This is a genomic window from Pseudomaricurvus alkylphenolicus (genome assembly GCF_011683955.1).
GTDB lineage: Bacteria > Pseudomonadota > Gammaproteobacteria > Pseudomonadales > Cellvibrionaceae > Pseudomaricurvus > Pseudomaricurvus alkylphenolicus.
The window spans coordinates 225,360-244,696 of the sequence record NZ_JAAQPI010000007.1; the positions used below are offsets into that span (position 1 = coordinate 225,360).

Here is a 19,337-nt window from a genome sequence, read left to right on the forward strand (position 1 = left end):
TCGTTATTCCATCTCCTACATTAGCGCCGTAGAGTAAGACTGGCTTGACCTTTACGGCAGCAAAATTGACACATTCGGCCAACGTGATTTGCTATTCGGCGATTACCACCGGAGTATCGAAGTCAACGCAAGTGCCCAACCATCCCTGCCAGCGTTTCTGCCAGTACAGATTGTGAAGTTTGGTGGTTATCGCGCCCGGACCGACGGCGCCACCCAGCAGGGTGTCGTTAACGCTATTGATGGGCATGATGCCGCCGGCGGTGGACGTCATAAATGCTTCGTCCGCGTGAATCAACTCGTCCTTGTGAACCCGCTGTACATGGACAGGAATATCCAGTTCACGGGCCAGATCCAGCGTCGTCCGTCGCGTAATCCCTTCCAGGCAGCCGCTGTCCGGTGTATAGATTGCGCTGCCCTTAACCACAAAAATATTGGCTCCTGGAGCTTCGGCCAGATAACCTTCACTATCGAGTAAGACCGACCACTCTTTCTGGTTGTCACGGGCTTCAAACAAGGCCAGTTTCATATCCATCCAATGCAGATTCTTGGCGGTGGGATCGACGGAATTCGGCGGTATGCGGATATAATTCTTACTGATCATTACATCCAGCCCTCGGGTTCTTTGTTCATCGCTGGCAATGTACATATAGGGAATCACAAACGCGTAAAAACAGTTCTCAAACGCGTCCGCATCGGAGCGATCACCACCGCTCATGATGCCACGGGTCACACACCACCAGACGTAGGCCTCACGAGTACCAGCCAGCTTGACGAGATTGGTCAGGATCTCTGCCGTCTGCTGCTGGCTGTAAGGGTTGTTCAATCGAAACTTGGCGCAAGAGCTTTCGAAGCGATTGAGGTGGTCCTCCAGGCGGAAAAACTGCCCTTTGGAAACACTGACCACATCGTAAGCTGCATCGGCGTGCATAAAACCCATATCCACGATAGGTATGGCTGCCTCGTGAACGCCGCAGTAAACGCCGTTGATAAAAGCACTGCCAAAGGCATAGTTGTCATCGTGAGCGAGACGCGCGTGGGTGGGTTCCTGGAGCATGATTTGCTCGGCTTGGATAATCGTCATGGTGAATCCTTTATGAGTAAGTAGATGTATCAGGCGAGCATCAAGGCCGGGGACTCGATCAGGCGCTTCAGTTCACGCATAAACTCTGCGGCCTGGGCACCGTCAATCACTCGATGGTCGGAGGAAAGCGACAGCGTCATGACCGTGGCCACCTGAATGTCGCCTTCTCTTACAACCGCCCGCTGTTCTCCACCGCCCACAGCAAGGATGGCGCCCTGGGGAGGATTGATAATCGCATCGAATTGGCGCACCCCATACATTCCCAGGTTGGAAATGCAGAAGGTGCCGCCCTGAAATTCTTCGGCCGTCAGTTGCCCGGATTTTGCTCGGGCAGCGAGATCTCTCATTCGGTTTGATATTTCGCTCAAGGACTGTCGATTGGCCGTGTTAATGATAGGTGTTACCAACCCGCCCTCTATCGCTACTGCGACCGCTATATCCGCATTGGAGAACTGACGAATCGTTTGACTGGCTTCATCGAACTGAATATTTAGCTCCGGCACTTTAATCAACGCACAGGCGCAAGCCTTGATCAGAAAATCGTTCACCGAGACGTTTGTCTCCGGGTTACTCTGATTAACCTGATTGCGAATGGCCAACAGAGCATCGAGTTCTGCATCCACTGTCACGCGAAAATGCGGTGCAGTTTGTTTGGAACTCTGCAGGCGGTCTGCGATGGTTCGACGCATGGCGTTCATGGGAATCGCTTTGAATTCGGAATTCCCCAATGGTTGAATGTTCGGCGTTTGAGCAACGCCTTGTTGTTCAATCCGGACCTTGGGTTCAACATTCGAATTCTCTTCGGCTTCGGGTGTTGCAGAATCCTCCGGATGATCATTTGTGGTTTTCTGAATACGCGCCCAAGCCGCTTCAACGTCCGCCTTGCCAACACGTCCGCCGCGACCGGTTGCCTGACATTCGTGTAGATTCACACCCAGCTCTCTGGCGAGGCGGCGAGCAACCGGCGTGGTTTTTACATCGCTATCATCGAGTTCCTCGGGAGCTTCCAGGCTCGTTTCAGCCTGGTCAATTGCTACCTCCTTAGGAGCCGCGCTCGACTTGGCCATAACGTCGGTGCTGGCAACACCCTCAGGTACATAGTTGGCGATAAACGCCTCAACTTCATTATCGGGGACATCGTCGTCGGCCAATACCGCCAGCAGCGCAGCGATTTCCAGCGTTTCGCCGGGTTGGGCCACAATCCGCCTCAGCTTGCCAGAGACAATAGACTCGACGGTATTAACGATCTTGCTGGTTTCCATATCGACAACTTCGTCACCGATCTGAATAACAGCGCCTTCTTCAACCAGCCACTGACTGACTGTGCCTTCGGTCATGGTCAGCCCCCACTTGGGGACAGTAATTGCTTCTATCGCACTCATTTTCTACCTCCCTCAGGCCGCCGCACTCTTCGCCGCCATCACCGTGTCCATTGCGGTTTTGGCATCCAACCCCATGGTGACTTCGAGAACAGCCGCAGCAACGCGTTCACCACTGGGAATCCAAGCCTGCTCCAGCGGCGATGAAAACGGCACCGGAGTGTGCGGCGGAGTGACCAACTTTATCGGCGCCTTCAAACAGTCAAACGCCTGGCTGGCCACCAGTGCCGCGATATCGTGAGCAAAACCACAACGGGCGCTCGACTCATCTACAACGATCAATCGCCCGGTATTTTGTACGCTTTCCAGGATGGCTTCTTCATCCAGAGGCGAGGTCGTACGTGGATCAATCACATCACAACCGATACCCTGCTTGGCCAGCTCATCAGCGGCACCGGCCGCGAGATGAACCATCAGCCCCAGCGCTACGATCGTGACATCCTCACCTTCGCGAACAAAATTGGCTTCGCCAAACGGCACAGTGTAGCTTTCGTCCGGGACTTCGCTGGCTGCCAAGGGCAAATCGTAAAGCGCCTTGTGCTCGCAAAAGATAACCGGATCGTCATCCTGAATTGCCTGGATCAGCAGGCCCTTGGCATCGTAGGCGTTGGAGGGCACCACGCATTTCATCCCGGGCAGTGAGGTAAACACGTGGTAAGGGCTCTGGGAATGCTGCGCAGAAGCGGAGGCGCCGGCACCAATCATGGTACGTACCGTTAGCGGCGTCACTGCTTTACCGCCAAACATATAACGGAATTTGGCCGCCTGGTTGTAGAGCATGTCCCAGCAGCATCCGTAAAAGTCCGAAAACATCAGCTCTGCAATTGGGCGCAATCCACTGGCAGCAGCACCCACCGCCATGCCCATATAGCCCATTTCAGAAATTGGCGTATCGATAATTCGATCAGCGCCAAACTCCTGAATCAGACCTTTGGAAATGCCCAACACACCGCCATAGGCATCAAGTTCGCCTTCACACCCCTGGCCACCGGCGACGTCTTCGCCAATCAAAATTACGTTGTTGTCGCGACGCATTTCCGCGCGCATCGCCTCACCAATGGCGGTGCGAATACTTTTTTCTGCCATGTTCATGTTCCCCCGTTTAATAGGTGATGTAGACATCTTCGGTCAGAGCTTCGGGCCGCGGCCAGGCGGCCTGCTTGGCCTCAGCCACATAGCCTTTGTAGGCGGCAACCAAATCGCTGTCGATACTGTCGAATTCCTCGGTGGTGGCCAGGCCCTCTTCAATCACCCTGCTGCGAAACTTCTTCAGACAATCGCGGTGCAGTTTGGCGTTGTCGATTTCCTCCTTGAGACGGTATTTCTGCGGATCACCTTCAAAGTGCCCGTAAAACCGCACAGTTTCTGCCTCAACGAAGTAAGGTCCATTGCCAGCCCGACAGTGGGCAACCACCTCTTCCATCGCGTCATAGACTGAAAAGAAATCGGTACCATCGATTTTTTTGGCGGGCATACCAAACGCGGCAGCACGATCTGCGATAGAGTCAGCACCCACGGCGTAATCGACACCGGTACCCTCACCCACGCCGTTATTTTCGCAGTAGAAGATCACCGGCAGCTTCAGAATAACCGCCAGGTTCATCGCCTCGAAGACATAGCCCTCGTTACTGGCGCCATCACCAAAAAAGCACACCGACACATTGTCGCGCCCCTTCACTTTTTGAGTAAGTGCCGCGCCGGTAGCCAGTGGTGCACCGGCACCGACAATACCATTGGCACCGAGGCTGCCGCGATCCAGGTCGGCGATATGCATTGAGCCGCCCTTGCCGCCGCATAGCCCTTCGGCGCGGCCATAGAGCTCCATCACCATCAGCCGCGGGTCGGAGCCCTTGGCCACACAATGACCGTGTCCGCGGTGATTGCTGGCGATATAGTCGTCATCGCTCAAGTGGGCGCAGACACCAACCGCGTTGGCTTCTTCTCCACAGTACAAATGCAGGAAACCGGGAATCTCGCCGGTGGTGTTTTCGCGGTGAATGGTTTCTTCAAACTCGCGGATATTACGCATCTTGCGGTAGTAATCGAGCAGTTGTTCTTTCGTCAGACTCATCGTTGTTTCTCCTTCCGATTAACCGTCCCCAAATTCGCGTTTCAGCGCCTTAAAAGCTCCCTCAATGCGGTCAAGCGCCTCAACGATATCGGTGTCGTGCGCCGCACATACAAACATGTTGTGTACCGGGTGCAGATAAACACCGTTTTTAACGGCTTCATTGCAGAAGCTGATACCCTTGGCAAACTCGGGGTCGTCCTTAAACAGAAACAGAGGCATTTGCACGGGACCCGATTGCTCCAAAGCAAAGCCATAGCCGTGGGCCAGGTCTGCCAAGCCTTCGCGAAGCTGACGGCCGGCACTCTCCATTCGGGGAATTGCTTCCTCTTCTTCAATCGCTTCAATCGTTGCAAGTGAGGCAGCAAACGCTACCGATGAGAACCAATAGGAGCCTGTTGTAAAGCTCTCCGCCGCACCGCTGCGGAATTTGTTATTTCCGGTGACTGCCGAAAGCGCGTAGCCGTTGCCCAGGGTTTTTCCCATTGCACACAGATCCGGCAGTACGCCGATGGTCTGCCAGGTACAGCCCAGCGAAAACCGGTAGGAGCAGCGTACATCGTCCAGAATCAGAGCGGCGCCTTTGTCATCGCAAAGCTGCCTCGCTTTTTGTGCAAACTCCTGCTTGACGATTTGCTGGGGCACCAGGACTTCGTGCATGTTGGGTGTCAGGATTATCCCGGCCAGATCGTCCCCGGCATCGGCTACCGCTTGCTCCAGGCTTGTTACATCGTTGTAGGTAAAAGTAATAATGTTCGCCCGGGCACCTTCGGTAATGCCGACCTTGGACCAGCTGCACCAGGGGTCCACACCGTGATAGGTGCCTTCCGCCATCAAGATGGTGTTGCGGCCGGTCTGAGCACGGGCGATCATCAGACAGATAGTCGTGGCATCGGAGCCGTTCTTGCAAAACAGACTCCAATCCGCATGCTCACCTTTTTCAATCATTTTTTCGGCCAGCTCTACCATCACTGGCGAGGGGCCGGTGGTGCAATCGCCCTGCTCCATTTGCCTGCGCACCGCCGCCTCGACCTTGGGGTGCTTGTAGCCGAGAATATTGGGGCCATAGGCACACAAAAAATCGATATATTCGTAGCCGTCCACGCCCCACAAGCGGCCACCTTCAGCTTGGGCAATAAACTGCGGATAGTTATCCGGCAATACCTTAGTACTCATATGACCGTAAATTCCCGCCGGGAAAGCGGATTCCGCACGCATTCTCAGCGCCTTATCTTTATCAAGCGTGTAAGCCATTTCGAACTCCTGTTTGTTATTCACTACCAGTAGGATATGGCTTACCTTATCTCGAACCCCGACGCACGACTTGACCTTTGCGGCACGATAATTGACAATTTCGGCCAAGGCGATTGCGGGGTCTACATGAAAAAGGGCGCTATGCAGAACAACACGTTAAAAGCAGTCCGTAGTGGCCTGCCGGCGGAATGGTTGCTGAGCGCCTTGTCAAAACGTGGTGTCGGCCGCGACGAAATCTGCCAGTCGCTGGGGCTCCAAGACTCGATCTTCAACACGCCGGCCACAGTGCTGTCGCTCGAGATTTACAACCGACTCTTCGAGTGGGGAGCCGAGCGGGTTGGCGACAGCGCCTTGGGCATTCATATGGCTGAAGAGGTTGAATTCCACCAATTTGGTTTGTTGGGTTATTTGAGCAGCAATGCCGCGACTCTAAGAGATTGGAGCGAATTAATAGAGCGGTATCACTGTATATTTTCTCCAGAATTCAGCATCACATTTCGGCATCAGGCGAAGACCTGCTATTGCGTGTATCAGGAAGCGAAACTCCCGGACAGCGACACCCGTCAGGATATTGCTTTCAGCATGGCTCTGATGATACAGACGATTCGCAGAGTGCTGGAAATCGATTGGATACCGGAACGTTGCGACTTTACCTACTCGGCACCGCAAGATCTGGAGGAACACCATCGGTTTTTCGGCCCGAACCTGCACTTCGATCAAGCCCACAATACCATCAAGTTGGAAGAGGATTTATTGGAGACTCCTGTGGCGACAGCGGATCCCAACCTGCTGCTTATCCTGAAGCAACAGGCTAACCAGCTGTTTGATCAGATTGCAGGCACGCAGGATTTGGTGCGGCATGTACGCGTGTTGCTCACCACAGGTCTGGGCAACAAGGAGCTGACCACAGAAACCATGGCGCGGCAATTGAATATGTCTGTGCGGAATTTACACCGGCAGCTGCGTGAGAGAAATACATCTTTCAGTGAGCTGCGGGACGAGACTATATTGCAAGTCTCCAAGGAGGCGTTGCTGGAAACCGATGCCAGCATCACCGATATTGCCCTTAAGCTGGGTTACTCTGAGGCCAGTGCGTTTGTGAGAGTTTTTAAACGCCTGTCAGGTAGCAGCCCTTTGCAATTTCGTAAACACTCTTCGCAAAAAGCTCCTTAGATAATATTATGGCCTTCGGGATAAATTATGGGTTGTTTGGGTTCGGACCACGGCGGCAAAGTGCCATAACCGGTCTTAGAAATTCGCAGGATTGGTACTCTGACGGCGTTGTTTATGCGTAGGGCGGATTAGGCGCTTGCGCCGTAATCCGCCGGTTCTGCCGGAGATGTTCGTTGGCTGCGGCCCAGTTTTTAACACCCTTGAATGTGCCTGCAGCAGGTGATTTGTACACGGCCGCCGCCAATTTAAACCTTCGGCGGATCGGTGGATTACGAAGCGCAAAGCGCTTCTATTCCACCCTACGTCGTGCGGCCGTTGCGGACATTATCGAACGCCCATGGTGCCCTGAACCAGGATTATGAACTTCCGGTTATGGCACTTTGCAGCCTATCCGGTCCTGCCAGCGCTTGCTGAAAATAGTGCGCAAAGAGAAAGCTCGACCTTCAACGTCAAAGCCGTTATTCAGGTCATGGTCGTTACCGCACCCAACCACAATCAAATCCGGCCGCTTCGCTTGAGCTCTAGATATTTATTTACCAAAGCAATATGCAGCTGCGAGGGCATATCATCGAGCACAATAGCGCCAGATGAGACCAGACGCTTCAAACTGGCCTGACGCTTGAGCTGAAAATCCAGGGCACTGGAGTAGCTCAGCGCCCCCATAAAATCCTTCACCGGCGTTTCCAGCTGCTGATCAATTACATATTCGCGAAGACACGCAAACATCACCAAGTGATTTCGGGACAAGAGCGCGTAGGCAGACAGCAGGTCTTCGTTGTCCTGACCATTAACATTGGAAACGATGATGATCAGCGATCGCTTGCGATGCTTGTCCATCAGGTTTTGTGCCGCAGACAGGTAATCACTGGTGGCGACGCTACTGTGCAGATCATAAACCTGATGCAGCAGCGTGTTAAGGTTGTTTTTGCCCTTCACCGGATTCACCCATTTTTGGTCACTGCCGAAGATCTGGAGCCCTACGGCGTCACCTTGGCGCAGAGCCACATAGGCGGTCAGCAAAAACGCATTCAGGCAATGGTCAAAGTGGCTGAGTTCACCGTCTTTGGCACGCATGCGACGGCCGTTATCGAGCAGGAAGATAATGTCCTGGTCCCGTTCATCCTGAAACTCGCGGGAAATGGGTTTGTGAGTTCGGGAGGTAGCCTTCCAGTCAACCTGCCGGAGTGAGTCGCCCGGACGGTACTCTCGCAACTGATGAAAATCCAGCCCCTCACCACGACGTTGGTTCAGATGGATTCCCAGTTGTCCCGCCTGCTGGCCGTGTGCCAACAATTCAAAGTTGGAAATGGCGGTAAAGTTGGGAAAGACCTTGACCACAACCGCTTCCAGAAAGGTTTCGCGCCTGGCCCATAAACCCCAGCGGGATTCAATGAGTACATCCACGCCGCTGAAGTTGGTATCACCACGCCTCAAAGGATAGGCATGCGGTTTGACTTCAACGGTTTCTTCCGGTGCCAGGGTCAGAGCCAGTGGCAGACCTTCGATCTGCATATCGTCTTGCGTCAACTCGGTAACCCGTAGATTCACTGTATTGAGGGTGAGGTTACTCAACCGCAGTGTAAATTCATTGCGGGTGCCAACCGCCAACCCCTGAGGCAATTCTCGCTCAACATCAAGCGGCTGTGTCTTGCGCAGTACCAGTGCATCGATCGCGCCAACCACCAACAAAACAGCCATCAACCACCACCAACCACTAGTAGCCTGCTCCAGGGATCCGGCCACAGAATAGGCCGTGAGCCCGCCCAGCAAAAGGGCGACAACCCAGCCGGCCAGCAACAGATACAGCAGTTTTTTGGTCGGCCTCATAGGCGTGGCGCTTCGATTTTGTCCAACAGATTATGCAGCATTTCATCTGCGGTGACGCCATCAATTTCGGCATCCGCAGCCAGGGTGATTCTATGGCGCATCACAGCAACCGCCACCGCCTTGATATCGTCCGGCAGCACAAACTCCCGCCCCTGTAGCACCGCATTGACCCGTGCGCAGCGCACCAGCGCAATAGAAGCACGGGGGCCAGCGCCCTGGCGAATAGCCGTGTTTTCACGGGTGGCGCGCACCAGACGAACCGCATAATCGACCACTTGCTCATCCAGTGTCACCTGGTTGATCGTATTTTGAAGCAGCTGAAATTGTTCGGTATTCAGCAACTGCGCGCCATTACCACTGTCGGGATCGTCGCTGGTGGTTTGGGTGATCATACGGGTCAGTTGCACTTCGTCGCTCTCATTGGGGTAATCGATGAGCACTTTCATCAGAAAACGGTCCAGCTCCGCCTCAGGCAACGGATAGGTTCCCTCTTGTTCCAGGGGATTCTGGGTTGCCAATACCATAAAGGGCAAGGGCACTGCCTGGCTCTTGCCTTCAATCGTCACCCGTCTCTCCTGCATAACCTCCAACAGCGCCGCTTGGGTTTTGGCAGGCGCGCGATTGATTTCATCCGCCAACAGCAAATTGGTAAACACCGGACCCTGGCGCACCCGAAACTTGCCCTCTTTCATGTCGAACAGCGCATGACCGGTGATGTCGGAGGGCATAAGATCCGGGGTAAACTGAATGCGTTTGAAGGTCCCGCCAAAGGTCTGGGCCAATACCCGCACCAACAACGTTTTGCCCAAACCGGGCACCCCTTCGAGCAGAACATGGCCACCTGCAAACATGGCGATCAGTACTTGCTCCACCACGGCCTGTTGCCCGATAAGTGACTTTCCGATCTGCTGAGTGAGTTTTTCCAGCAGCTCACTGGCCTCGGCAAAACTCGGCTCGGTAACCGAGCCCGGTGTGCTCATGTCGTTCATAGTGATTTCCTTAGGATTTGCAGTGCTTTCACCAGATTCAGGTATTGGGTTTCCTGAAAATTGATCTTGCTGTTCATGGCACTGTCGATAGTAATGGCGGGCAGTACACCGAGCGAAGCCAGGTTGCGGGTTTGCTCCGCCCGGTTGAGATTGGGAAAGTCCGGCCAGCGCCGGTGCGCACGGCGCTGAATATCCTCACGCATATGCGCTACCAGACCTTCATCGTCTTTGATCTTCCAGCGGTACTGGGCCAGCGCTGAAAAGTTTTGATGGCGGGAGCGACGCACGGCATCGCTCGCCCCCTGCACTGGACCAAAGCGTCGACCGAAGTAGAACAAGGCGCTAATGATCAGCATGGCACTGGCAACCAGCGCTTCGAAAAAATAACGATAAATCAGCGTGCCCAGGGAGGGCATGTCTTTGCCGTACAGAATCAGTACGTCGCTGTCTTCATGCACAAAGATATCCAGTAAATAAGCATGGTCGAAGTGGCCGATGCGGTAATTGTTCCAGATATTGGTGCTGCTCATTACCGTGATCAGCCCCTGACCGTATTCGAGTTGGGCGAAGTGTACGCCCCGTCCATCTCCCGTCCAGTACACCAGTTCATTGGTCTCTGGCTCCTCTTCCGATATCTCCGGGTGATCCAGTACCTGGCTGCCCCAGAAATGGGCCTTTAATTCTGCGTCTATACCATCAAAAGTCAGAACGGTGGTCTGACGTTCAGTAATTTCAGGTTCAGATCTTGGCTCGCACTGATTGAGTACCGTCGCACAGCGCGGCACATCCGGCCCGGCATCGGCAGGGTTTTGCTTTTGTTCAGCGCGGCGTTTGCGAATGCGTTCGTTCTCCTCCCGGAGTCGCTCTGCCAGGGACTTTTCTTTATCCTCGGTACGGTCTTTGTCTTTTTCCTGTTGTGGCGTTTCTTCGTCGCCGTGGCCCCTGACCTCAACACGATTATCAATGAAGGCTTCTTCATGCTCGTCGTCCTGAACATCACCAAAGGTGGTACTGAAACCCAAATCGGACACCAGGGTGTCGGGGTCGCCTTCATCAGCACCGATAATGAGTACTCCGCCTTCTTGAACCCATTGCAGAAGACGGCTTTTCTGTCGGTCAAAATTCAAGTGGCTGGCCTCGGATACCAACATCACGGAATAGCCGCTGAAATCTTCATCCCGCTCTACTTTCGGGGCACTGGTAACACGGTGAACCCGAGTTTGCAGATACTGTTCCGCTGCCAGATAAGGGTTACGCAGTGCTTCCACACTCCAACCCTTGTTGATGAGTTCATTGTAAAATTCGAGATTGCGATAAATCAGCCAGCCGCTTCCAACGACCAGCAACACCACCAGGCAGATTAGCAATCTAGGCATGGCGGAAAGCCTCCGTCCAGCCTTCGCACAGCGACTGGAACTGTTCCTGCTGGCAATCTTTGTGGGCATAGGCGATAGACAGCCACTGGCGGGTAAGCGCCTGAAAGTAACCGGCAATTTTCTGAATATCGCCCCCTGAAGGATCAACCAAACCGGCTTGATTCACAATCTGAGCGCATTCCAGTTCCGTATGCCCTTCCTGAAAAGGACAGCGATGGTCATGAATCAATTTGATGATCGATGAGCGTAGCAGTATTCCGATGGCCTGGCGCTGTTGACCGGATTGCCACTGCGACTGCGCTGCAGCGATAACATCTTTGGGTAAGCTGTCTTTGGTCACGTCCAGCCCGAACAGTACCTCCGGAGGCTCTACATCCAGGTGACCCTGATCTCTATCACTGCCCATAAATTGCCGCAGTTGCTGCCGATACCGGTACAGCACGTAGATCACAATACTGATGAACGATATCCAAAGCAGAAATTCGAGAATGGATGCACCTGATCGGAAAAAGTCTGCCAATGCCGAGAAGAAGCCGCCGTGTTTGTCCAACCATTCGGCGAATTCGATCAACCAGTCCGGTATTGTGGCTTCTTCTTCATCTTGCTTGTCCTTAAAGCGCCAGCCTTCTTCGGTTTCAATGCGGCGAAAATCTTCTCCCTCCAGCACCGCTTGAATATCTGCCTTGGCCCTTGTCTGTGCCGATGGGAACGCGCTTTCATCCTGCGCGTAGGCGATGTTAGTATCAAGGACGCCCATCAGCACGGCCAGTCCCAGACCGATGACGGCCAGACGAGGGCGCCCACCGCCGGCACTGCTGCGCCGCTTGGCCAGTTGACGGAAGTTGATTTCAATGTCCCAGCCTTCCAGATCGATCCGCCGTTGCAGATACAGGAAGAATCCACAGCAGACGTAAAAAGGCGCTATCAAAGCCATGGTCAGCACCCAGAAGGTGTTGTACAGATGCGAGCTCAGGGTCTCCTGCTCTGTCACCAGCTCGTTCCAGTTCAATTCCACACCCTGAGGCAACAAAAAGTACAACCCGGTTAGAAACCCGAACAGCAAGAAGCCTTCGATATGAAACAAGGTAATCAGCAACCAGGAGGCGCCGCTGCTAAAGCGTCGATGCAATAAACCAAGTCGCTTTTGTCGCTCCTTACCCTTTAGCCCTTCCAGCAAGGTCACCGGCATATCGAAGGCCCGGTAGATGGAGAATCGACGCAAACTGAGCCATAGAAACCAATCGGTTTTGATCATACTGAGGTATTGGCGAACCACCTGACGCGGACTGACTTGCTCATCAAATAACTGGCGGCTGGCGATAAACAGGATAGGGCGCTCCCACAGCGGTTTACACCACCAGATAATGAAAATCGAGATCCAGGTGCTGTCCCAGAAGAAAAGCAACAAGACACTATAGACCAATACAGCCGGCACCGCCCAAGCCACCAGCAACTTGAAATACCATGCCCGGGCCATCACGATACCCAGATCAATAGCCTGCCATTCGCTGCGGGGCCGGGCAATCGCTTTAAACTCACTCAGCTGCATTGCGAGAGCGCCCCGAGAACAGAATGTAGATGATAGTCAGTGCCCAAAAACCGGCACCCACGGAGTATTTGACTGAAATGGGCAGAGTCGAACTTGAGGACCAGAAAGCCTCGATAAATGCCGCCAATAACAACATCGCAGTGGTGCCATACACCATAATCACCGCATCCTTCGCCGCCAGTTTAAGTGCCATGAGACGCTTGTAGGGACCAGGGCTGATCAGCGCCCAGCCCAGTTTCAGTCCGGCAGCGCCGCTAAAGGCGATGGCGGTCAGTTCGAAAGCACCATGCCCCACCACAAACGGGAAGAAGGTGTCGGTGTAACCCACTTGAGTGATATGGCCGGCGGCGGCACCAATAAAAATGCCGTTGTAAATCAGAAAGAACAAACTGCCCAAACCAAAGAAGATGCCGCTGGCAAAGGTTTGAAAGCTGATGCCGATATTGTTGTAGATGTAAAAACAAAACATTTTCAGATCGGTATCCGACTCACGTGTTCTGCCCAAGGCCCGCGAACCGGGATCATACATGCGCTCGAAATCCCTGACCTGGTCATAGGACATCAGGCTGTAGATCAACTCGTCGGACGTCAGGCATAAAAAGAAGAAGATAAAGCCAGGAATAAAAAACAATGCCAGCCCGGCCCAAACGAAAGGTGCGTTGCTGCGAATTGCCCGTGGAAACCCCACATAGCATTGATAGAAAAAGTTGGCCCGAAAACGGGGCAGGTCACCGTAGAACCGTTTGTGCCCCTCGACTACCAAATGATTCAGTCGGTGAATCAGGTTGGTGCTATAGCGGCGCTGCTTTGAGATGGCCAAGTGGTGGCTCACTACCTGATAAAGATCCGGAAGGCGCTTGCGATCCAGGGTTTTATCATCGCCTTTCAGTAATTTACTGAATTCATCCCACAGGGGTTGGTGCTGTTGTTCAAAGTCGTTTTGTTTCATAGGTTATCGAGAACCCAGTAGCCAGGCGCCAATGCTGCGTAAGTAATTCAATGCGGAGTCCGGCTTTTTACCCATAGTTTCCGCAACGATGGCAGCCAATTCCTGTTGCCGGCTGTCAGTTAATGACTCATGTCGCAGTGACAGCTCCACAACTGCAGTTTGCTCGGATTCATGCAGCTCAAACGGGGGCGGAGCGGGTGTAGTGTCCGGCAGGCTCGGGGCACTGGTTTCGGCGGCTTTGTGAATAACCAGTGTGCCGGCGGCGATATCCCCCAGCCGCTGAAATTGCGGATGCATCGTCATGGAGATAAGGCCAAATGTATAAAACGACGGCAGAAAATCGGCGGCCCTGAGCAGGTTTCTGATCAGGGAACCTCCCAGAGTAACGGGCGTCAAATCATCGTTGACCACGGTAATGCCCATGGCTTTTTTCCCCGGGGTCTGGCCACCACGAAAGGTTTCAAACAGAACCGGATACCACCACTCCACTAGAAAGTAGAACAACAGCCAAACGGCCCAACCCACGTTTCCGCCCAGCAAGAGAGCGGCAATCATGATGATGAACATCGCCAGACAGCGAATGCTGAAGTCAATAACAAACGCCAGGGACCGAACCACCGGTCCGGCAAGATCAGCCTGCATATCCACCCCCTCGGGGGTTTCTACTGCATGACTGATGTCAAAAAGAGAGCGGGATGGGTTCAAGCAAAATCCTATGTGACGGCCGTTGCGGCCGCCGACCATTCTATCAATCTAAACGAGCAGTTATTCTGCCGCCAAAGTGTCCTGTTCGACGCCAAAGATAATACGGTAGGTGGTTCCAAAAGCGATCAATGCCCAGGGTAGTGTCCAGATGAGGCCGATCAACAGAGGAATCATGGAAATAACCACGGCCAACCAGGTGACAAAGACAATACCAAACACCGTGAACCAGTTTTTGGTGACCGCTTTTCTCGAAGCTTCCATGGCCTCCCAGGGCCCCAGATTCTTTTCGACCACCAGAGGGATGGCGAACATATAGGCAACAGACAGGTAAATGCCTGGAATAATCAGTAACAGAAAGCCGATCATAAGCATGACATAGACCAGGATCATGCAGATAAACAACGGCAATATCATACCGAAGTAATCAAACACGGAGCTGGAACGAATACTGGCATTGGAGGCACGACGAATACCGATAATCAGCATGCCGGCGGTCAACGGAGTGGTCAGCAGCGTAATCACCACCTGAGACAGGATGGCAGGAAAAAGCGCCGCTTCGGCACCGGAGGACATCATGCCGGCAACAAACTGGCAGACACCCGACACCACCATGGTGACGACGATCATGATAATACCCGCGACAAGAATGGTGGTCTTGGCGCCTTTGGTATTGTTCCAGGCTTCGCTGAGCACACTGCCCAGTCTAAGATCGTAATCGCCCGCAATCCCTTGCTCCAGCGAACCAAACTGGCTGCCTGCGTTCGATTCGGTCAGCTCGGACTCGGGGGCAGAATAGATATCACTCATACACCATTACTCCTTTATTGGCCGATTGATACACCCTGCCAGAATCATACGCCAACGGGATGCCAGAAAAAAGTGTCAAAAGCTCAGCTCGGTACGGTGATCTTCCAGAATGCGTTCCAACTGTTGGCAGCCCAGCTGTAATTGCTCTTCGTTGGAATGGGTAAATCCCATCATAAGCCCCTGGCGCGCCGGTAGCGTTCGGTAATAATGCGATAAATACCCGCAACCCAGCCCGGCTTTTGTAAGCGCCGGCGCCAGCTGTTGATCCTCCACGCAAGTAAACACAGGTACGTGCAGCCCCCCGGGATTGAGCTTCTGGCGGGCACCCCGTATACGCTGCAACTGCTCTTCGAGACATTGGCGTCTGGCGCCGTATAAATGACGCATGCGCTTGATATGATTGGAAAAATAACCTCGACTGATCATCTCTGCCAGCGCCGCCTGGGTGGCGACGCTGCTTTCATTGCCGAGCATCGGATAGACACGCCGAAAACCATCAATCAGCACCTCGGGCACAACGATATAACTGCACCGCAGAGTCGGCAAAAGGACCTTGCTGAAGGTCCCCATATAGAGAGTGCGTTGGTTTCCTTTCAACCCCGCCAGTGCCGGTATCGGACTGCCGTGATAGCGAAACTCACCGTCGTAGTCGTCTTCCAACACCCAGGCGTCATGGGCTTGTGCTAATGCCAACAGCTCCAATCGACGCGCCATCGACAGTGTGTGGCCGAGAGGATACTGATAAGAGCTGGTCACATAAATCAGGCGTGGGGGAGGCGCTTGTGCCTGACAGCCTGGCAGTATGCCCTGATCATCCACGGGCTTCGATTGCAGTTGCAGGTCGGCCATTGCCAGGCTGGTGCGCGCGACGTCGTAACAAGGGTCCTCAACCCAGGCCGTGTCACCGGGATCAGTCAATACCCGACTGGCGAGTAACAGCGATTGCGCCAGACCGGCGGTAATAAATATCTGCTCCGGCTGCGCGCTCACTCCCCGTGATACCTTCAGGTACTGGGACAACGCCAACCGCAATGGCAGATGACCGGCACACAGATCCAAATCGCTGAAGGCCTGCCCGATATGGCGATTATGCCGATTGTACAGTCGGCTCCAGACTTTGTAGGGAAATTCGTTTAAATCCGGCAAACCCGGCAAAAACGTCGCACCGCCAATGCCTCCCTGCAATAAAGGCAATGTTCGCACACGCTGCGCCAGCCGCGGGAGCGGCTCAGTCTGTTTCTCCTGATCACGCCCTGCCCCGCTGCCCGCCAATGGTTTCACCATATTTGCGGGCAGGGACGCAATGCGCGTGCCGGAACCCTGGCGGCTGACCAACAGTCCTTCCGCCTGTAACTGTTCATAAGCGGTAATAACGGTATTGCGGGAGACACCCAGTTGTTTGGCCAAATGGCGACTGGGCGGCAGGGGCGTATCCGCCGTCAGACGTCCGTCCAAAACGGCACTGCGGATGCGTCCATAGATTTGGCGGTGACGCGGTTGACCGGCATCGCCGGCGTCTTCGAACCCCAACAGGTCCTCCAGAAGGGTGTGAGCGGTCTTCATAATTGGACCCTTATATATTCCAAAAGCGGATCTTTTCTATAGGTCCATTTAATTTAGACTGATTTCTACCGGATCACAATCCAACTGATAAATACACACAGTCGACACTTGACGAGGAATCACCCATGACCATTGCCATCCGTTCCCTGACCGCAAACGATTATGCTCAGTGGGCCCCTTTGTTTGAGGGCTATTGCGCATTCTACGAGCAAGACTGCGATACCCAGAAAAAAGAAACCATGTGGGGCTGGCTGCAGGACCCTGAGCACATGCTCGAAGGGGTAGTCGCCGAAGATGAAAACGGTAACCTGCTGGGGTTGGCCCATTTTCATGAGTGGCCCATCAGCATCTACGGTTGTAACAGTTGTTATCTAAGTGACCTGTTTGTGAGCCCGGCTGCACGGGGCAAGAGCGTTGGAGAAACACTGTACCGCTGGTTGATGGGCGAGAGCGCTGAGCGCGGCTGGCCAGTGCTGACACTGTTAACCCAGGACGGCAACCGCGTGGCTCGTGGGCTCTATGACAAATATGGTGAGAAATCGGAGTTCGGGTTTTACATCACTCCAACCGTTGCTGATTAATTCTGGCGGGCATTGCAGCAGCAGGCTCAGAGAGCCTGCCCTTTATTACTGCTCCATTGAAACACCGGCTATAATCCCACCATCTACCTGATGGAATGAACCCGTCACATAAGAGGCCTGATCGGATGCCAGCCACACCACCAGATTGGCAACCTCCTGAGGTTCTGCACCTCGCTTACCGAGCGGCACCATATTGGCCAGTCCGTCCAGCTCCTCCCGGGCAAAACCACCGGCAGTCATATCGGTTTTGATATAGCCCGGTGCTACCGATACACAGCGGATATTGTCCTTGCCGTACTCCAGCGCCACCGTTTTGGTAAAGCCGATGACCGCGTGTTTGGTGGCAACATAAGGTGAGATACCGCCCATACCGATCAGACCATCTACTGAAGCGGTATTGATAATGACTCCTCCACCGGCGTTTTGCAGATGAGGCAGTGCTGCGCGGGTACCATAGAAAACACCGTTGAGGTTAATGTCGACCACGCGCTGCCAGTTTTGCAGGGATTGTTCGGCAGTGTAGGCACGATCTCCGGCGATACCGGCATTGTTAAAGATAACGTCCAGGCGACCAAATTTTTCCACCGCGAGTTCCACCATATCGCGGCAGGATTGCCAGTCGGCCACATCCACCTGGGTGGCGATAGCCTTGTCACCAATGATTGCAGCCGTTTCCCGCACACGGGTTTTATCAATATCCGCCACCAGAACCTTGGCGCCTTGCCCGGCAAAGGTGATTGCGGCCGCTCGACCGATGCCACCGGCGGCGCCTGTGACTATAACTGCTTTTTGATCAAATGAAGTCATCGCTGTTACCTCTTATTACCTTTGTCTCTGAATGATATTTACGAAGCCGGCGCTGCCCAGGCCGCCATTGTGTTGCAGAGCGGTGCGCGCACCCTGCACCTGGCGAACACCAGATTGACCGCGCAGTTGCTCCACCAGCTCTGTGATTTGAGCGAGCCCGGTGGCGCCCAGTGGATGACCTTTGGCGAGTAATCCACCGGACGGTCCAATCACGTAACGCCCGCCGTAGGTGTTTTGCTTTTCCAGAATAAATTTTTCGACTTCATCGTCTCTGCAAAGCCCCAGGGCTTCATAGGTAATGGCTTCATTGCTGGTAAAGCAGTCGTGCAGCTCGATCACATCGATAGCTTCCGGACCTATGCCGGCCTCTTCGTAGGCTTGATTGGCCGCCTCCCTGCTGAGCGCGCGGAACATAATGTCGAGTGGGTCACTCTCAAAATATTCCTGCTTATCGCTGCACCAACCGGAGCCAATCAATCGAATATCGCTACGAACACCATGACGCCTGGCAAAGCTTTCATTGCAGACGATAACCGCCGCCGCGCCACAGCTTGGCGGACAAGCATAGAGTTTGCGCAGGCCTCGATAGATGGGTTCGTCCGCTAGAATGTCATCTTCGGTCAGAGGCGAACGAAATATCGCATTGGAATTGTGTTGCGCGTGGCGACGGGCCTTGATGGAAATCTGAGCGAGTGCGCTGTCACTGAGGCCGTAGGTTTCTTTGGCCAATTCCACCTGGCAGCCGAACAACATCACCGCCGGCGGCAGTTTTTGTTCTTCTTCCGACAGGCCCAACAGCTCAGCCGTTGCTTGATTGTGACGATGCAAGGGACTGATGCGGTCGGGAAATACCATGTCCAGCGCACCGGGCATCATTTGTTCAAACCCCATAGCCAGCGCGCAATCCACCGCTCCGCTTGCCACCGCCTGAGATGCCAGAGCAAAAGCCGTAGATCCGCTGGCGCAATTGTTATTGACATTGACAATCGGCACGCCGGTAATGCCCAGGTTGTAGAGCGCGGCCTGACCGGCGCAACTGTCGCCATAGACGTAGCTCGCATAAGCCTGTTGGATTTTTTGATAGTCCAGCCCGGCATCCGCCAACGCCGCCCGGGTGGCCTTGCTACCCATCTGGTCGTAGCTATCGCTCTGACCGGGCTTTTTAAACGGGATCATACCGACCCCGGCGATCACGACTTTGTTTGTCATAAATAGATCCTTGGTGTGTC

17 protein-coding genes are annotated in these 19,337 nt (G+C 54.0%); 2 read left to right on the forward strand and 15 right to left on the reverse strand.

What is annotated here, in order from left to right:
• Nucleotides 1–91: 91 nt before the first annotated feature.
• From HBA55_RS18735 to HBA55_RS18755, 5 genes are read right to left on the reverse strand one after another with little or no spacing between them, the layout of a single operon-like run.
• The gene (locus tag HBA55_RS18735) at nt 92–1,081 is read right to left on the reverse strand and encodes an aminotransferase class IV (protein WP_166994593.1); all 990 of its coding nucleotides are present in this window, start codon (nt 1,079–1,081) and stop codon (nt 92–94) included.
• A gap of 29 nt (nt 1,082–1,110) precedes the next feature.
• On the reverse strand, nt 1,111–2,463 hold the full coding sequence (locus HBA55_RS18740) for a dihydrolipoamide acetyltransferase family protein (protein WP_166994594.1): 1,353 nt from the start codon (nt 2,461–2,463) through the stop codon (nt 1,111–1,113).
• A gap of 12 nt (nt 2,464–2,475) precedes the next feature.
• Nucleotides 2,476–3,546: an alpha-ketoacid dehydrogenase subunit beta gene (locus HBA55_RS18745; protein ID WP_166994596.1), complete on the reverse strand. Its 1,071-nt coding sequence runs from the start codon at nt 3,544–3,546 to the stop codon at nt 2,476–2,478.
• A 16-nt stretch (nt 3,547–3,562) separates the two neighbouring features.
• A complete protein-coding gene (locus HBA55_RS18750; RefSeq protein WP_166994598.1) occupies nt 3,563–4,531 on the reverse strand; it encodes a thiamine pyrophosphate-dependent dehydrogenase E1 component subunit alpha in 969 nt (322 codons plus the stop codon).
• An 18-nt stretch (nt 4,532–4,549) separates the two neighbouring features.
• Nucleotides 4,550–5,782: an aminotransferase class III-fold pyridoxal phosphate-dependent enzyme gene (locus tag HBA55_RS18755; protein WP_166994600.1), complete on the reverse strand. Its 1,233-nt coding sequence runs from the start codon at nt 5,780–5,782 to the stop codon at nt 4,550–4,552.
• A gap of 126 nt (nt 5,783–5,908) precedes the next feature.
• Here HBA55_RS18755 and HBA55_RS18760 point away from each other — a divergent pair, with 126 nt between their 5' ends.
• Entirely contained in the window at nt 5,909–6,955 is a 1,047-nt protein-coding gene (locus HBA55_RS18760) for an AraC family transcriptional regulator (RefSeq protein WP_166994602.1), read from the forward strand.
• A gap of 495 nt (nt 6,956–7,450) precedes the next feature.
• Here HBA55_RS18760 and HBA55_RS18765 read toward each other — a convergent pair whose 3' ends face one another.
• From HBA55_RS18765 to pdxR, 8 genes are all read right to left on the reverse strand, one after another.
• Nucleotides 7,451–8,782, reverse strand: coding sequence for a DUF58 domain-containing protein (locus HBA55_RS18765; protein WP_166994604.1), 1,332 nt, complete (start codon nt 8,780–8,782; stop codon nt 7,451–7,453).
• A complete protein-coding gene (locus HBA55_RS18770) occupies nt 8,779–9,762 on the reverse strand; it encodes an AAA family ATPase (RefSeq protein WP_206019880.1) in 984 nt (327 codons plus the stop codon). Before HBA55_RS18770 ends, HBA55_RS18765 begins: the two co-directional genes overlap by 4 nt.
• Nucleotides 9,763–9,767: 5 nt before the next feature.
• The gene (locus tag HBA55_RS18775; RefSeq protein WP_166994608.1) at nt 9,768–11,147 is read right to left on the reverse strand and encodes a DUF4350 domain-containing protein; all 1,380 of its coding nucleotides are present in this window, start codon (nt 11,145–11,147) and stop codon (nt 9,768–9,770) included.
• Nucleotides 11,140–12,696: a hypothetical protein gene (locus HBA55_RS18780; protein WP_166994610.1), complete on the reverse strand. Its 1,557-nt coding sequence runs from the start codon at nt 12,694–12,696 to the stop codon at nt 11,140–11,142. The genes HBA55_RS18775 and HBA55_RS18780 overlap by 8 nt, the downstream gene beginning before the upstream one ends.
• Nucleotides 12,683–13,645, reverse strand: a complete 963-nt coding sequence (locus HBA55_RS18785; protein WP_166994612.1) for a stage II sporulation protein M — start codon at nt 13,643–13,645, stop codon at nt 12,683–12,685. Before HBA55_RS18785 ends, HBA55_RS18780 begins: the two co-directional genes overlap by 14 nt.
• Nucleotides 13,646–13,648: 3 nt before the next feature.
• Nucleotides 13,649–14,350: an RDD family protein gene (locus HBA55_RS18790; protein ID WP_240946166.1), complete on the reverse strand. Its 702-nt coding sequence runs from the start codon at nt 14,348–14,350 to the stop codon at nt 13,649–13,651.
• A 60-nt stretch (nt 14,351–14,410) separates the two neighbouring features.
• Nucleotides 14,411–15,157: a DUF2189 domain-containing protein gene (locus HBA55_RS18795; RefSeq protein WP_166994616.1), complete on the reverse strand. Its 747-nt coding sequence runs from the start codon at nt 15,155–15,157 to the stop codon at nt 14,411–14,413.
• A 75-nt stretch (nt 15,158–15,232) separates the two neighbouring features.
• The gene (gene pdxR / locus HBA55_RS18800) at nt 15,233–16,720 is read right to left on the reverse strand and encodes a MocR-like pyridoxine biosynthesis transcription factor PdxR (RefSeq protein WP_166994618.1); all 1,488 of its coding nucleotides are present in this window, start codon (nt 16,718–16,720) and stop codon (nt 15,233–15,235) included.
• A 125-nt stretch (nt 16,721–16,845) separates the two neighbouring features.
• On the opposite strand from pdxR, the gene HBA55_RS18805 reads away from it, so the two are divergent.
• Nucleotides 16,846–17,301 (forward strand): GNAT family N-acetyltransferase, encoded by a 456-nt coding sequence (locus tag HBA55_RS18805; RefSeq protein ID WP_166994619.1) that lies wholly within the window; start codon nt 16,846–16,848, stop codon nt 17,299–17,301.
• 45 nt (nt 17,302–17,346) lie between these two features.
• Here the strand turns inward: HBA55_RS18805 and HBA55_RS18810 are convergent, their stop codons facing one another.
• Entirely contained in the window at nt 17,347–18,108 is a 762-nt protein-coding gene (locus tag HBA55_RS18810; protein ID WP_166994620.1) for an SDR family NAD(P)-dependent oxidoreductase, read from the reverse strand.
• A 15-nt stretch (nt 18,109–18,123) separates the two neighbouring features.
• A complete protein-coding gene (locus tag HBA55_RS18815) occupies nt 18,124–19,317 on the reverse strand; it encodes a thiolase C-terminal domain-containing protein (protein ID WP_166994621.1) in 1,194 nt (397 codons plus the stop codon).
• Between the last annotated feature and the right edge of the window lie 20 nt (nt 19,318–19,337).